Genomic DNA, 13,777 nt, shown 5'->3' on the forward strand with positions numbered 1-13,777 from the left:
TTCAGGTGACAGTCGAGAGTGAAGTTCCATAGCCAGTAATGCTAGATTTGCTGTTGGTTGCCAGTTTAGGTTTTTTGGGCAGTTTCGGGCACTGCGTCGGTATGTGTAGTCCGATCGCCATTGCCTTTTCGCTCTCCCAAAACCAGGAAAAGCCAACCCTGTGGCAGCAAGTTCGATTTCATGGATTGCTTAATCTGGGCCGAATTCTCAGCTATGCCATGGTAGGTGCAGCGATCGGACTTTTAGGATCAGTTCTGATCGCTGGAGGACAGTTTGCTGGCGTAGGAAGTGGTTTGCGGCGAGGGATGTCCCTGTTTACCGGGGGACTGTTGATCTGGATGGGATTAACTCAAGTCAGTCCGGGTTTATTCCCTAAAATTCCTTTGCTGAACCCCATGGCCAAGAGCGATTTACACGATCGCCTCAGTCGTGTCATGGTGAATCTCTCGTTTCAGGATCGCTGGTGGACTCCAGCCCTACTGGGCATTTTTTGGGGACTGATTCCCTGCGGGTTCCTCTATGCTGCCCAAATCAAAGCCGCTGAAACCGGAGACCTATGGCAGGGCTGTGCCACAATGCTGGCCTTTGGATTCGGAACTTTTCCCATTATGCTGGGGGTCGGGGTTTCCATCGCTGCCGTCAGCCACGATCGGCGCAGTCAGCTTTTTCGGTTAGGGGGCTGGTTTACCCTGGCGATTGGCATTCTGACGCTGATGCGTACGGGCGATACGATGGTGGACTACACCGGACACGCTGCATTGATTAGCTTAATCATTGCTCTGATCGCCCGTCCAATTCGTTCCGTTTGGGCTGCTCCTTTACGCTATCGACGAGTCATTGGAGTTGGGGCATTTGTCCTGGCGATCGCCCATACTGTTCATATGGTGGAGCATACCTGGGGCTGGAATCCGCGAGCCTTTCAATTCATGCTGCAACAACATCAGTGGGGGATTGCCTTAGGGGGAACCGGGTTACTGCTCATAGCTCCAGCCGCCTTTACCAGTTTCGATCGCGCCCAAAAAGTTCTGGGACACCACTGGCGATCGATTCACTTACTGACGGTTCCTGCCCTTATCCTCTGTACCGCTCACTGCATTCTGACTGGCTCCCACTACCTCGGCAAACTCCAACTCAACTGGCTTAACTGGGTACAGACGATCGGTTTAATAGCGGTGGTGCTGGGGGTATTGGGGGTGAGGAGAGTGAGCAAGATAAAGAGTCAGGAGTCAGGAGTCAAGTAACTATGACCATTCAAAAAACGATCGCCTTTTGGGGAGTCAGCACATTATCCATTTCAGCCCTCCTGTCCATCCCAGCGATCGCTCATCAAGTCCAGATTGCGGGAGACGTGGGTGGCACGATGCACATTGAACCCAACGATAACCCACGGGCAGGAGAGCCGAGCCTGGCCTGGTTTGCATTAACTCGCCAGGGTGGAGAACTGATTCCCCTGGAAGCCTGCAATTGCCAACTGACGATTTATACTCAGCCAGGGGCGATCGTTGAATCTCCTTTGCTAGAAGCGGTTTCAGCCGAGGGATACACTGGCATTCCTGGAGCAGAGGTTACCTTTCCTCAGGTGGGTGCGTATGAACTAGTGCTGCAGGGGGAACCCGTTACGGCGGATGACTTTCAGCCCTTTGAACTGCGGTTTCCAGTGACGGTAGCGGCTGGACAGACAGTTCCCAGTCCTCCGGCTGAACCCGATGTAGAGAGCAATGTTGAAGACGAGCAAGTTCCCTCTGAATCGGACTCGGTGTCCGAGGCACCACAACCCTCTGCAGCGGACAACCAGGTTTTTTGGCGGGCTGGAATCGTTCTAGCCCTGGTTGGAGGGACGATCGCTTTTCTTTTAGGCAAAAGCAAAACTAAAAAGTGAAGCTCAATTTCAACGGATGCGGTAAAAGGACGAGTGCAGTTGAAGCAACCCCTGATCCCCTGGAATCCGCTTGGAATGATTTTGCAAAGGTAATTATGCGTTGTGTTCTAACCAGGTTGTTACCTCGTTCAGATGAGTAAAGTCCAGGGAGGCTTCGCCCAGGGCTTCCAGTTGATCAGTGGAGAGCGATCGGATTTGTGTCTCTACCTCTGGTTCCAAGTCACCGAACCGATGCTTCAGCAGCCGCAGCAATAGCGTGGCTTCTCCTGTTTGTACTCCTTGTTGGAGACCCTGTTGGAGACCTTGTTGGAGACCTTGTTGGAGACCTTGCTGTAGCCCCTGTTCCAGGATGTCCTGATAAATCACCGACTCTTTCACAATCTCCTCCCGCAAGATTTGCCGAATCACCGTTTTCTCTAATACTAATCCTGCCAGAACCGAAGTGGCTGCCGCGACATTACTTTTGGTAATTGGATTGGGCAAGGCCTCAACCTGTTGAGCAATCTGTTGCAGGGTTTGGGTCTTGTCCTCGGTGTAGCCCAGGATCGCCAGGGGTAATAAGCCAGGATATTGCAGCAGGTTGGCGGTCGGCACTTCCCACAGCCGAATCACTTCAAACTCATGGCGCATCCCAGGAATGGCAAACACGGTCTGCTGCAACAGCTCTGAACCAGTGGGCTTGAGGTAGATCACCACCTGACGCATAGCTTTGTGGGGATAGCGACGGTAGAGGCGCAGGCGGTAATCCGCCATCCTAAAGGGGATGTCTGGGTCGGGTTGGGTTTGAAACTCCAGATGGAGGACAACCTGTTCTGAAGCCAGGAGGATCAGGGCATCGGCTCGAATCGGGGCAACGGATAACTCAGATGGATCAAGTTGGGTTAAGCCGATCGATTCTCCCAGGAGCCATTGAGCAAAGTCCTGGCTGTAGCTTTCGGCGAGAAACTTGCAGACGTTATCGTACATACCCAGTTCCTACAAGTCCGATTGATCCTCACTCAGGTAACTATTGTTCCCATACAACGACTATCTTGATCGCTGCCGCCGTTGCCTGAACCAATCCTGCAACTGCTGCCGACAGGGTTCCTCCAAAATGCCGCCGATCACGGGTAAGTGATGGTTAGAACAGGCACTGTCAGGAAGATTCACCACTGTACGAACGGCTCCAGCCTTTAAATCATCGGCTCCGTACACCAATTTGCCCAACCGCGATAGGACGATCGCCCCAGCACACATGGGACAGGGTTCCAGCGTCACGTACAGCGTACATTGCTCTAAATGCCAGGTGCCCAGCGTTTGACCCGCCGATCGCAGTGCTACTACTTCCGCATGGGCAGTTGGATCATGATCTCGTTCCCGGCGATTTTCCCCCGTTGCTATGATCTCGTCTGCAGCATCCACAATCACCGCACCCACCGGAACCTCTCCCGCTACCCCTGCTGCTGCGGCCAGCTCGATCGCTCGAACCATCCAACGATAGTGGCGCAGATAATCGGGGTGATCGATCGCGGGTGGGGGAATGAACGGTAGGGCGGAGAATTGATTCACTTAGGATAGTGACTTAAATAACCTGTCAATCATTCGGACTCGTTGACAGGGCGGGCAAGACTTCGGCTTGAGCTCAGTCGAAACGCTGCCCACCCCACAAGAATCTCAGATTATTCAATTTGCATTCCTTAGAGGGTTAGAAAGACTAGTTAATCTAAGATCCGAACTCCAACCACAGGCGCATTAAAGCGATAGGTTTGCCCTTCTAATTCCATGGGTGTGCCCACCTTGATTTTGGTATTGCCCAGCACTGGGCCATCATCCAGAATTTGAGCATTGCCACCTAAGGTCACCATCATGTCGATCGTGTAGTTTAGCTCTGGGCGCGGGTCAGGACGGGAAATCACTGTGCCATCGGGTTGGGGAACGGCCACACTGCGAGGCAGCGAAACCACATCCAGCACATCCACCTCACCATAGGGTTGATTCCGAATGATGATTCTCGTTTTTTCCTCTTGTTGCAAATTTTCTAAAAGAGCTTGCGGTTCACGTACCGTCAACCCCCGCACCATCACATCCACTTCGATCGGCTTTGTGGCTGTACCGACCTGGGCAACGGAACCCGATGTACCGGGAAACAGGAAGATACCCGCGACAACCATCAAAATGATGAGTCCAGCACCGATATCTAAAACGCTGATTTTACCGAACAAGCGACCTTTGGAATCTAAAATGGCCATTGTGAAAGGCTCCCATGAACCGGCAGATAAAAAATTTAAGTGTGCAGCTTAAATCTCAGATAGCACTCTAGCAATAAAACTGCCCAATCGATCACTGAACTTGTCTACTGAATTGCAAAATTTCTCTAAATTTCGGTAGAACTAACTCAGCTTGAGGGGTATGACTCCTGCGCCATCAAGCCTTTTCATAACGTATCCTCGGAATGCTGCAAAGTATAAATTTGGTCATGACGAAAAGATTACAAGCTCTGCAAATTGATGAAGATACCGTGATTTATGTAGAGACGATCGACGATGTGGAAGTACCTGCGGTTATCGAGGAACCAGAGGAGCAGACCCGTGGCGGACAGAAGGGCTGGAGCAGAAATCCTTCTGAGCAAATGGCCCAGAGCTTTAAGGCGATCGAATCCACTATCAAGGTTTACACGAAGCATACGCTGAATGCCTTCCGAGATGCAGCCCTGGCAGATGTGCAAAAGGTGACGCTGGAGTTTGGTGTCAATGTGAGTGGAGTCGGGGGAGTGCCCTACATTGCGACTGGCACAATGGGATGTAATATCAAAGTAACGGTAGAGTGCGCCTTCCCGCAGCGCAAACCGCCCGCTTCAGCCCAGTCTGCCGTTCCTCAGTCGCAACCTCAACCCCAATCTCAACCCCCGATCGCTCAACCGCTCCCTCGACAGCCTCACCCCAATCACCCTACCCAGCAGCCTACTTAAGCTTGTACTGCTGTTGCTAGACTCCGATCGTCAGATTGATCTGCCAATCTGCCTTTTCCAGATCACTTCGAGAATAAGTTTGATAGCCATTTGCCGCGCCCGGAATTTCAACCTGAAAAATCTGAAGATCTTGGGGAATATCTTGCAACACAAAATCAAAAGAGCAAAAGACAGGAACCCCTCGGTTAGCTCGATCGAGAGTTTGGCGTAGCGACTGTTCTTCCTGTTCTGGAAAACCTTCCAGGGCATAACGCGATCGTCCTGGCTCCAGCCGACTGACGGCAACAATTTCGCCTACACTGTTCCGCAAAATCACTTGAGAACCTGACTTGACATCTCGGAACCGTTCTGGTGCGAGACAATCTCCACCAATTTCTGCTTCAGTTGAAACAAATAGCTCTATCTGCTGGATAATCAATCTTCCTTTCAAAGTTGGGTTGGCTGGGATAACTTCTGCAACGATCGGTGCCGGAGAAGGGGACACAGAAATTTCTGCTGACTTTCCAGAATTTGCACAGCTCGTCAGTAGAATTAAAGAGACTAAGCACAAAGCTCTTTTCATGGTTTAACTCCAAAGTTTCCCTTAGTGTTCCCAACCTCGTTGAAAACTCTGTAGTCTGCTAAGAACCATGAAAATTCAGTACTTCCCAGAAACCGATACTTTGTCCATTCGCTTGAACCGTAATCCCAGTACCGAATCAGAAGAGATTGCTCCGGATGTGGTGATTGATTTTGATGCGGATGGAGCCGTCGTAGGGTTGGAGATTGATCTAGCGTCCTCAAAGGTAGACATGAAACAGTTAGAGCTGCAAGGGCTTTTGATCCCAGAATTGCTTTCACGTTAACTCAACAAGCAGGAGTATTGTGGGAATCGAACAACCCATTATGATGATGGAGCAGTTCTAGCGATCGGAGAAGAAATTCGAGGCATGAACCAAACGGATCTGGCATTTGCATCGGCACTAGAGCAGGCGCATCTCATTCGGAGTCAGCAAATTTCGCCGTTAGAGCTAACCCAGCTTTACCTCGATCGCATTCAGCAGTTAGATGGAGCATTAGGTAGCTTTTTTACAGTTATTGCTGATGCCGCGATCGCTGATGCTACTGCCAAAACGGAAACCCTGGCTCATGCTGAACCTGCGGAATTGCCTCCTTTCTTTGGAGTCCCGATCGCCATTAAGGACTTGAACTCGGTGGCGGGAGTCCCCTGTACCTTCGGCAGCAAGGTGATGCGGGAGAATATTGCAACCTATGATGATGCGGTCACGGCTCGCATTAAGCAGTCCGGCTTTGTGATTTTGGGTAAAACCGCCACTTCAGAAGTCGGCTCTCTGCCCTACACCGAACCCGAAGGCTTTCCGCCCACTCGCAACCCCTGGAATTTGGACTATACGGCAGGCGGATCTAGCGGGGGGGCAGCGGCAGCAGTGGCAGCAGGACTGTTACCGATCGCGCAGGGATCCGATGGTGGGGGATCGATTCGAGGGCGGCCTTTTGCTGTGGACTGGTGGGAATCAAACCTGCACGAGGTCGGGTGTCCTATGCGCCGATCGGGGATGCGATGAATGGAATTGCGGCGAATGGCTCGTTGGGACGAACGGTTGCCGATGCAGCGGCCCTCTTGGATGTGCTATCGGGTTACGTGACAGGCGATCCCTACTGGTTGCCCGATCCAAATCCATCTTTTCTAACGATCGCCCAACGGTCAGCAAGTTCGGAGGTTCAACCCCTGCGGGTTGCCTACAGCACGACGATCGCCCCGATTGGTAAAGCGGATGCCGTTTGTGCCCAGGCGGTTTTGGATACAGTGAAGCTCCTGGAAGGATTGGGGCATCAGATGGAGCAAAATTGCCCTGACTGTAGTGGGCTGGAAGATCCATTTACGATCGTCTGGCGCACTGGGATTAGCGCATCGGGTTTACCTTCAGAAGTCCTGGAACCCTTCAATCGCTGGCTGTATGAACATCGAGATTCCAGTGGAGACTATCAAAAGGCTGTATGGGCAATGCAGGCAATTTCTCGACGAATCGTTGCTTTTTTTGAGCATTATGATGCTTTGCTGTTGCCTACCTATCTGCATCCCCAAATTCGGATCGGTGAATGGGCTAATTTGAGTCCAGCCGAAACTCTAGAGAAAATCATTCACTGGATCGCACCCTGCCCGATCGCCAATGCCACTGGACTTCCGGCGATCGCCATTCCCACCGGATTCAGTCCTGATGGCTTGCCGATCGGGATTCAGATCGTTGGTCGTCCGGCGGATGAAGCCACTCTGATTGCACTGGCAGCTCAGATAGAGTCAGTGCGATCCTGGGGTGGAGTGCGTCCGGCATGGGCAGCGCCAGGGTAAATTCAATCAATCCTACCCATACGTCGCCCCACTTGGCATAATCGTCCCCGTCAAATCCGCATTATGCAGATTAGCTTGATTGATATTGGCATTGATCAGGACGGCTTCGCTTAGATCGGCTTCACTGAGGTTAGCCCAGCCTAAGTTGGCACGGTATAGATTGGTGCGTCTAAGGTTGGCTCCCCGTAATGTAGACCAACTGAAACTAGCCCCCCGACCATTCGCCCGTCCCAGGTTGGTGTTGATTAGATTCGCGCCGACAAATTTGGCTCGGCTCAGATCCGCTTCTCGCAGATCGGCTTCTTCTAAAATCGCGCCGTGGGCAGTCACACCAATTAAATTGGCTCCCTCAAAAATGGCGTTACTGAGGATCGCGTTGGATAGGTTCGCCCCTTCTAGAATGGCTCTCGTTAAATCTGCCCCAATCAATTTGGCGCGGTGTAGTGCTGCACTGTTCAGATTCGCTTCAACCAGGGTGGCTTGATTCAAGCTGACTTCTCCTAAATTGGCATCCACCAGAATGGCGCGATCGAGGTTGGCTCCAATGAACCGAGTTCCTCGCAATCCGGCTCGGCTGAGGTCAGCATCACAAAGTTTGGCTTGAGCCAGGTTTGCTGAAATCAGATTTGCTTCAATCAGGGTCGATTGAGTCAGGTCAGCCTGAGTTAAGTTAGTTTCTCGAAAGTTGGCGGAACTGAAGTCTGCACCTCGTAAATTTGCCTGGCTCAGGTTAGCTCGTCGGAAGTCAATCCCTCTTAGATCTTTGCCACTCAGATCGATTCCTACTAACACTGCGTTCTGGAAGTCTCGTACTCCTGCTGCGTACTGATTCAGCAGTTCTTCAACGTGCATGGTCATTAATATAAAATGTCCCCCATGGCGGATTGCTACACCGCAAATTTAGACTTAGATTGCCCTAAATCTACCGTTAGTCTTCGTTTTTTCATCTTACTTTCTGTGTGAGTGGATAGAAGATTGATGGCAAAGATTTTTGTCGCTACAGGCCTTGCTTATCCAAAATTGCGCTGGTGGTTAGACCAGTTGTCAGATTTGTGGACGACATTAATTGCTTGAATTTTTGATATCATCGTGAGTCTCGCTGACTGAGTTTGAGTGCAGTCATTGAAGTTATCCAACCTTGCCCAAAGGAAGCATTAGAAGATTTAATACTTCATGGAAACTTCATGAAGTCCATTTTTGCCTCTGAAGAATGAACCACGTCGTTGGGGTGGTTTTCTCACAAAAACCCCTGGACGCTGTACTCCAATCTTGTGTCGGAGTTTGTTCATTAACGCTTGAGGCGATAAGAATGGCTTCTTTCTTTAATCAGGTGCAGCCTTTAAAGGGTGCATTCAGTCAGCTGCGTTCGTCTGCTCGTCATGCCAGCTTTGATGGGTTCACTGATTCCGGTAGTGGGCGATCGTCCAGTCAGTTCAACCAGGCTCGATCAGCCCTACGGCTGCGGCGATCGGCAACACAAGCGCTTACAGGTCTGTCGGTTCGATCGGTTGCGGCGAGTACGGCTAATTCAACCACTCCGATCGGCACTCCCAGGGTTTTCAACTCCCCTACGTTTTCTGTATCCGATCGCGTCGATCGCACTAATCCTACTGATTTCTACCGCTTCACAGCGAACCAATCCGGGGTATTTACAGCCAATCTCACAGGATTAACAGGAGATGCCGATGTCAAGTTAATTCAAGATCGCAACAACAATGGGCAAATCGATCAGGGGGAAGTGCTGGCCTGGCAATGGGAACGGGGAACCCGCAATGAGTCGATTCGCCGCTTCCTCAGTCCTGGCACCTATTTCGTCAAAGTCGTGAGCTATAACAATCAAGCCGCCAACTACTCCCTGGCCAGCAATTTTGCAGCGGCAACCCAGGATAATCGTCGATTTTCAATTCAACTCAACTTTGGGCAGGGCTTACAAAATCTGAACGCTGCTGCTCGTAATGCCATCACTGAATCTGCCCGCTTCTGGGAACAGGTAATTACCCATAGCTCCTTCGATCGCCCTCAAACGCTGACCGTCAACGTTCAGGGTACATTTCGCAATGACAGTGTTCTGGCCTTCGCCGGGCCAACTCAGGTTTCTGCCACCTCAGCGAATCGCCGTTTACCCACTTCTGGCTCTGCAACGATCAACACTCGCTACAGCACTCAATACAACAATACTCCCAGTTTTCTGCGCGATACGATGGTGCATGAGTTGGGTCATGTGCTGGGAATTGGGACGCTCTGGGAAAGTGTGGGGCAGAACTTGATCGATCGCGGCAGTATCACCTATCGAGCCAATTCCAATGCTGGCTGGGCCTATGGTGAATTGCTGGGCACCTTCAACCAAACGGCTATTCCCGTGGAACCCAATGTGTTTGGCCACTGGGATGAAGGACGGTTTAGAGCCGAATTGATGACCCCGATCGCCGAAGCCCCTGGAAACCCCACTCCCCTAAGCCAACTGACGATCGCCTCGCTGCGAGATTTGGGTTGGAATGTCAACTACGGCGCAGCTACCCCCTATGCCCTGACCCAACCCTCCACCTCAACCCGCACTATCAGCCGAATTGGATCCTCCCCGACCCCGATCGCCGCAGCAACTTCACCCTCTGCCACCTCGATCGATTCTTCGCTCCCCGTTCGATGTGGTTGTTCCATGCATCTGGCCGCATCGGGCTTGAACACCCTCAATTCAACCCATCTATCTGAGTTAATTGGATGAGAAGGCTGAAGGTTTAACCGATGGGTAGGGGCGATTTGCGAATCGCCCTGAGGGCAAATTCATCCCAAACAGTCCCGCAGGGTTTGCTCCACCGATCGCGGATTCCAGCCAAGTTCCTGCCTGGCTTTGGCAGCATCCACCCGGACACAGCGATCATAGAGATAGTGAACCCGTTCACGGCTGATCGGCGGATTCCAGGAGATGGCCCGTCCGATTAAATCCAGCACCGTTCCCGCTACCCGAACGATCGGTTCAGGAATTTCCCTGGGAACTGGAACGCCCGTTTCCTGGCTGAGGAAGGCAAACATCTCGCGGGTACTCAGTTCGCCTGTAGAAATGATGTAGTGGGAACCTGGAGCGGCCTTGTCCGCAGCCAGCAGCATGGCCGCCACCAGATCATCCACATGGACAATCCCCGTGATCCGATCGCCTCCTGCCCAGACTTTCAGCTTGCCGTTGCGGTAGTTGGTCAAAACCGGGCCAAAGTGCGGATCATCGGCTCCAAAAATTCCAGAGGGCATCACACTCACCACGGGAAACCCGTCTGCCGCTGCCTGATCCACAAGCTGCTGGGCTTTGTATTTGGTGGAATCGTAGGGAGAGGAAAAGTCTTGCTGCTCTCGTTGAAAGGTTTCGTTGATCACGCGCCCCTGGGTATCCCCATAAATGCCGATCGTACTGCAATACACCATCTTGGCGACTCCAGCATCCCTGGCGGCTGATAAAACGGCCCGCGTTCCTTCGACGTTGACCCGCTCCATTTTGGCCGCATCTACCAGTCCTAATTCCACATAAGCTGCCGTATGGAAGACCACGTCTACTCCCTCCATTGCTGTTTTAAGAGCCTGGCGATCGGTGATCTCACCGGAGATTCGCTGAAGATTAGTACACTCTAAGCGGGATAGATCGCTGGTTTGACGCACCAGCCCCACGACCGTATCACCACGCTGCTCTAATGCTCTAACCAGATGGGAGCCAGTAAACCCGTTTGCACCAGTAACGAATGCCTTCATGTTTTTCTTATCTACACTGCCGAACGTCTACGGGAAATCCCGATCGAGTTTTTGCAACTAAAATCTCTGCTGGGAATTTGGATCAGTTTTCAGTGCAACATTATGACCTTTGAAGCGTGACCTCTTCCAGCGGCAAGGACATATTGCTCCAGAAACCCCTTTGCAGCCCTGAATTCAATCCCTTTCCCAAGATAGACGTATACGCGACGAGAACTGAATAAAATCTTAATATTGTTTTAAGTGTTGTTAACTCACTTAATCTTTTTCCGAAATCCTGGTCGGCGTTTTGGATCTAAAACTCGATCGAAGTCTCGGATAGTTTTTATCAAGCGGAGATCAGCACACGGGTCAATCGTGCCCAATGGAGCAACTGCACTAATGAATCAAGTCTTTACAGCGCGTCCTCAAGAACATCCTGAAAAGATTCTTTGCTACTACGTCAACGCAACTTCAGGAATTCAAGTCGTCAAAATTCAAAATCCCAATCACTTTTACTTTGAGCGGGTTGTCTTCCCCGGACAGCGACTTTTCTTTGAAGCACTGCCAACGGATCAGCTCGAAATCTATGCAGGGGGAGCAGCCAGCACAATTCTCGCAGATACCTTGCTTTGCCAGAATTTGCAGGTCGAACCAGAAATCCCTGTTCTCACCTAAATTGCAGGGAACGCGCCCCTGGTTTCCTTGCCCATAGGTGTTTGAACAGGATGAAATGTCCTGAATAATAAATGTCCTACATTCGCCCTCTAACTCCCCAATTTTGGGGGGCTTCCGACCCAATTGAGCGGTTAAAGTCCTTCAACGTTAAAGGATTTAGGGGGCGATTTGGCTAGCAACTGGCACGTTTGGTCATGCTATTTCGTAAAAGTCGTTAGAAATGCTTCGTATAGATTTGCATAGAAATGCTTTACGGTTGATAAAACTCAACCAACTTTGATCCATCTCCCGTGCTGTGGTTCAATTGTGGGGTGGTATACTTCCCAAATATCTAAATTTCACCTTTCAGATAGTTTGTTACTCACTTTGCTTGCAGTGACAGAGTGCAAAGCAGTCTATGCTGAATCAGCGTTCGATCAGCACAGGCAGAGGGCGATCGGTATCTTTAATTACTAAAGGAGGGGTGAAGCAATCCCTCACGTCGTCATGTTTCCGCACCCCTGATTGCGTGATTTTTGAACTGCTAGAAGGTACGGATAAAGATGTTACAAACATTCCTCAAAACTTGGACAAGCAAAATTGTCCAGCGATCGGTGTCCAGCGCAATGTTGTTTGCCCTGCTGTTGACTGCCTGTGATGGCAACCAAACCGCAACGACTACCGAACCGGATGATACCGACACGACTGCTCAGACCGATACCACGCCCCCTCAGGATGGTGGAACCCTGATCTGGGCAAGGTATGGAGATGCGGATTCCCTTGATCCCCACCGCACGACAACTACCCTGTCCTGGCAAATTTTTGATCAAATCTACGACACATTATTAGCATTTGATGACAATGGCGAAATTGTGCCGAATCTGGCGCAGGAATGGGAGGTGAGTGAGGACGGTACGGCGGTTACATTTACCCTGAATGAGGGCATTACCTGTCACGATGGCACACCTTTTGACGCAAACGACGTAAAGTACACGGCCGATCGCGCTCTGGATGATGCCAATCCCAGTGTTACCAGTGGGGCATGGGGGCCGATCGAATCGGTCGATGTCGTTGATCCGCAAACCGTCACCTTCCAGTTCTCCAGTCCCTTTGGGGCATTTCTGTCCTTCATGGCGGATCCGTTTGCCAGCATGATTTGCGATAGTAACGAGGAATTTGGTAATCAGTTTGGGGTATCGCAGGCGATCGGAACCGGTCCCTGGCAGTTTGTGAGTTGGACGAGGGGAGATGAAATTGTCCTGGAACGGAATGAAGACTATACCCGCTTTGGTCGTCCAGTGGAGAATGAGGGTGCCCCTTACCTGGAACGATTGATTGTCCGCCAAATTCCAGAGGCGCAAACTCGTCTGGCAGGTTTGCAGACCGGCGAGGTGCAACTGATTGTGAATCCGCCATTGGATGATCTGGATGTGGTGCGGGATGATCCCAACATGGAGTTGCACGTTGCTGAAAACACGGGACAGAACTTCTTTTTTGAATTCACAATTTCCCGTCCTCCCTTCGATGATATCCGGGCCCGGCAAGCAGTTGCGTATGCGGTTGACGTAGATGCGGCCATTCAAACTGCCTTTGGGGATGATCTGGTACAGCGAGAACAGTGTCCCATCAGTCGGGGGGTGTTTGCGAACGATCAGGAGTTCTGCGCTCAACATGGTTATGAACATGATCCCGATCGCGCCAGAGAACTGCTGGAAGAAATAGGTTACAGCGAAAATCAACCCATGGAAGTGATTCTGATGACTTCCACAGGTGACAACCGGGAAAGAATGGTGCAGATCTTCCAGAGTCAGCTTGCCCAGGTGGGAATTGATGCTCGGCTGGAAACAATGGACATCGGTACATTGAATGCGCGGGTGAAGCAGGAGAACGAACGCGCGACTGGAACCAGCACCTTCGACATGATGGACTGGGCCTGGTTTGATCCCGACATTTTACATCAACTCTGGCATTCTCCCGGTGCTTACAGTGGATACCAGAGCGATGAACTAGATGCACTGTTGCAGGAAACTCGAACGACGATCGATCCTGAAGAACGACGAGCGGCGGTTGAGGATGTGATGGAGTATCTACTGACGAATGCAGTTCACATTCCCCTTTACACCCCCGGTTCTCTCTGGGTTTATGCCACACGGCAGGAGGTACAGGGCTTCAGGATTGGGCCGTTTAATCGTCCGGTCTTTAATGATGTGAGATTGCAGTAGGAAAAATTTAG

At 51.2% G+C, this 13,777-nt stretch carries 13 protein-coding genes and 1 pseudogene; 8 read left to right on the forward strand and 6 right to left on the reverse strand.

Annotated elements, in window-relative coordinates; translation table 11 throughout:
• Window positions 1-38: 38 nt before the first annotated feature.
• Together ACM1PF_RS22930 and ACM1PF_RS22935 are read left to right on the forward strand one after the other, a co-directional pair.
• Entirely contained in the window at window positions 39-1,241 is a 1,203-nt protein-coding gene (locus ACM1PF_RS22930) for an urease accessory protein UreH domain-containing protein (protein ID WP_416667308.1), read from the forward strand.
• 2 nt (window positions 1,242-1,243) lie between these two features.
• On the forward strand, window positions 1,244-1,879 hold the full coding sequence (locus ACM1PF_RS22935) for a hypothetical protein (protein WP_416667313.1): 636 nt from the start codon (window positions 1,244-1,246) through the stop codon (window positions 1,877-1,879).
• Between the two features lie 93 nt (window positions 1,880-1,972).
• Here ACM1PF_RS22935 and ACM1PF_RS22940 read toward each other — a convergent pair whose 3' ends face one another.
• The 3 genes from ACM1PF_RS22940 to ACM1PF_RS22950 all read right to left on the reverse strand — a co-directional run bounded on the left by ACM1PF_RS22940 (window position 1,973) and on the right by ACM1PF_RS22950 (window position 4,107).
• Window positions 1,973-2,845, reverse strand: a complete 873-nt coding sequence (locus ACM1PF_RS22940; RefSeq protein ID WP_416667315.1) for an Rpn family recombination-promoting nuclease/putative transposase — start codon at window positions 2,843-2,845, stop codon at window positions 1,973-1,975.
• A gap of 60 nt (window positions 2,846-2,905) precedes the next feature.
• Window positions 2,906-3,427, reverse strand: coding sequence for a tRNA adenosine(34) deaminase TadA (gene tadA, locus ACM1PF_RS22945; RefSeq protein ID WP_416667317.1), 522 nt, complete (start codon window positions 3,425-3,427; stop codon window positions 2,906-2,908).
• A 149-nt stretch (window positions 3,428-3,576) separates the two neighbouring features.
• Window positions 3,577-4,107 carry a DUF4330 domain-containing protein gene (locus tag ACM1PF_RS22950; RefSeq protein ID WP_416667319.1) on the reverse strand — a complete coding sequence of 177 codons (531 nt, stop codon included), beginning with the start codon at window positions 4,105-4,107 and terminating at the stop codon, window positions 3,577-3,579.
• Window positions 4,108-4,334: 227 nt separating this feature from the next.
• Here ACM1PF_RS22950 and ACM1PF_RS22955 point away from each other — a divergent pair, with 227 nt between their 5' ends.
• A complete protein-coding gene (locus ACM1PF_RS22955; RefSeq protein ID WP_416667321.1) occupies window positions 4,335-4,826 on the forward strand; it encodes a CU044_2847 family protein in 492 nt (163 codons plus the stop codon).
• 16 nt (window positions 4,827-4,842) lie between these two features.
• On the opposite strand, the gene ACM1PF_RS22960 is transcribed toward ACM1PF_RS22955, so the two are convergent.
• On the reverse strand, window positions 4,843-5,310 hold the full coding sequence (locus ACM1PF_RS22960) for a hypothetical protein (protein ID WP_416667323.1): 468 nt from the start codon (window positions 5,308-5,310) through the stop codon (window positions 4,843-4,845).
• 145 nt (window positions 5,311-5,455) lie between these two features.
• Between ACM1PF_RS22960 and ACM1PF_RS22965 the strand changes: the two genes are divergently transcribed.
• Window positions 5,456-5,671 (forward strand): DUF2283 domain-containing protein, encoded by a 216-nt coding sequence (locus ACM1PF_RS22965; protein WP_416667326.1) that lies wholly within the window; start codon window positions 5,456-5,458, stop codon window positions 5,669-5,671.
• Window positions 5,672-5,755: 84 nt separating this feature from the next.
• Window positions 5,756-7,176 (forward strand): annotated as a pseudogene (locus ACM1PF_RS22970) (amidase).
• A gap of 12 nt (window positions 7,177-7,188) precedes the next feature.
• On the opposite strand, the gene ACM1PF_RS22975 reads toward ACM1PF_RS22970, so the two are convergent.
• Window positions 7,189-8,028, reverse strand: coding sequence for a pentapeptide repeat-containing protein (locus ACM1PF_RS22975; RefSeq protein ID WP_416667330.1), 840 nt, complete (start codon window positions 8,026-8,028; stop codon window positions 7,189-7,191).
• Window positions 8,029-8,485: 457 nt separating this feature from the next.
• Here ACM1PF_RS22975 and ACM1PF_RS22980 point away from each other — a divergent pair, with 457 nt between their 5' ends.
• Window positions 8,486-9,898 (forward strand): pre-peptidase C-terminal domain-containing protein, encoded by a 1,413-nt coding sequence (locus tag ACM1PF_RS22980; RefSeq protein WP_416667333.1) that lies wholly within the window; start codon window positions 8,486-8,488, stop codon window positions 9,896-9,898.
• 59 nt (window positions 9,899-9,957) lie between these two features.
• On the opposite strand, the gene ACM1PF_RS22985 is transcribed toward ACM1PF_RS22980, so the two are convergent.
• On the reverse strand, window positions 9,958-10,911 hold the full coding sequence (locus ACM1PF_RS22985) for an NAD-dependent epimerase/dehydratase family protein (protein WP_416667336.1): 954 nt from the start codon (window positions 10,909-10,911) through the stop codon (window positions 9,958-9,960).
• A 378-nt stretch (window positions 10,912-11,289) separates the two neighbouring features.
• Here ACM1PF_RS22985 and ACM1PF_RS22990 point away from each other — a divergent pair, with 378 nt between their 5' ends.
• Together ACM1PF_RS22990 and ACM1PF_RS22995 are read left to right on the forward strand one after the other, a co-directional pair.
• Window positions 11,290-11,565 (forward strand): DUF1830 domain-containing protein, encoded by a 276-nt coding sequence (locus ACM1PF_RS22990; RefSeq protein WP_416667339.1) that lies wholly within the window; start codon window positions 11,290-11,292, stop codon window positions 11,563-11,565.
• 542 nt (window positions 11,566-12,107) lie between these two features.
• Window positions 12,108-13,766, forward strand: a complete 1,659-nt coding sequence (locus ACM1PF_RS22995; protein ID WP_416667341.1) for an ABC transporter substrate-binding protein — start codon at window positions 12,108-12,110, stop codon at window positions 13,764-13,766.
• Window positions 13,767-13,777: the final 11 nt, after the last annotated feature.

It is taken from the genome of Egbenema bharatensis FJBBOT/2019, from assembly GCF_048077055.1.
Lineage (GTDB): Bacteria > Cyanobacteriota > Cyanobacteriia > Elainellales > Elainellaceae > Egbenema > Egbenema bharatensis.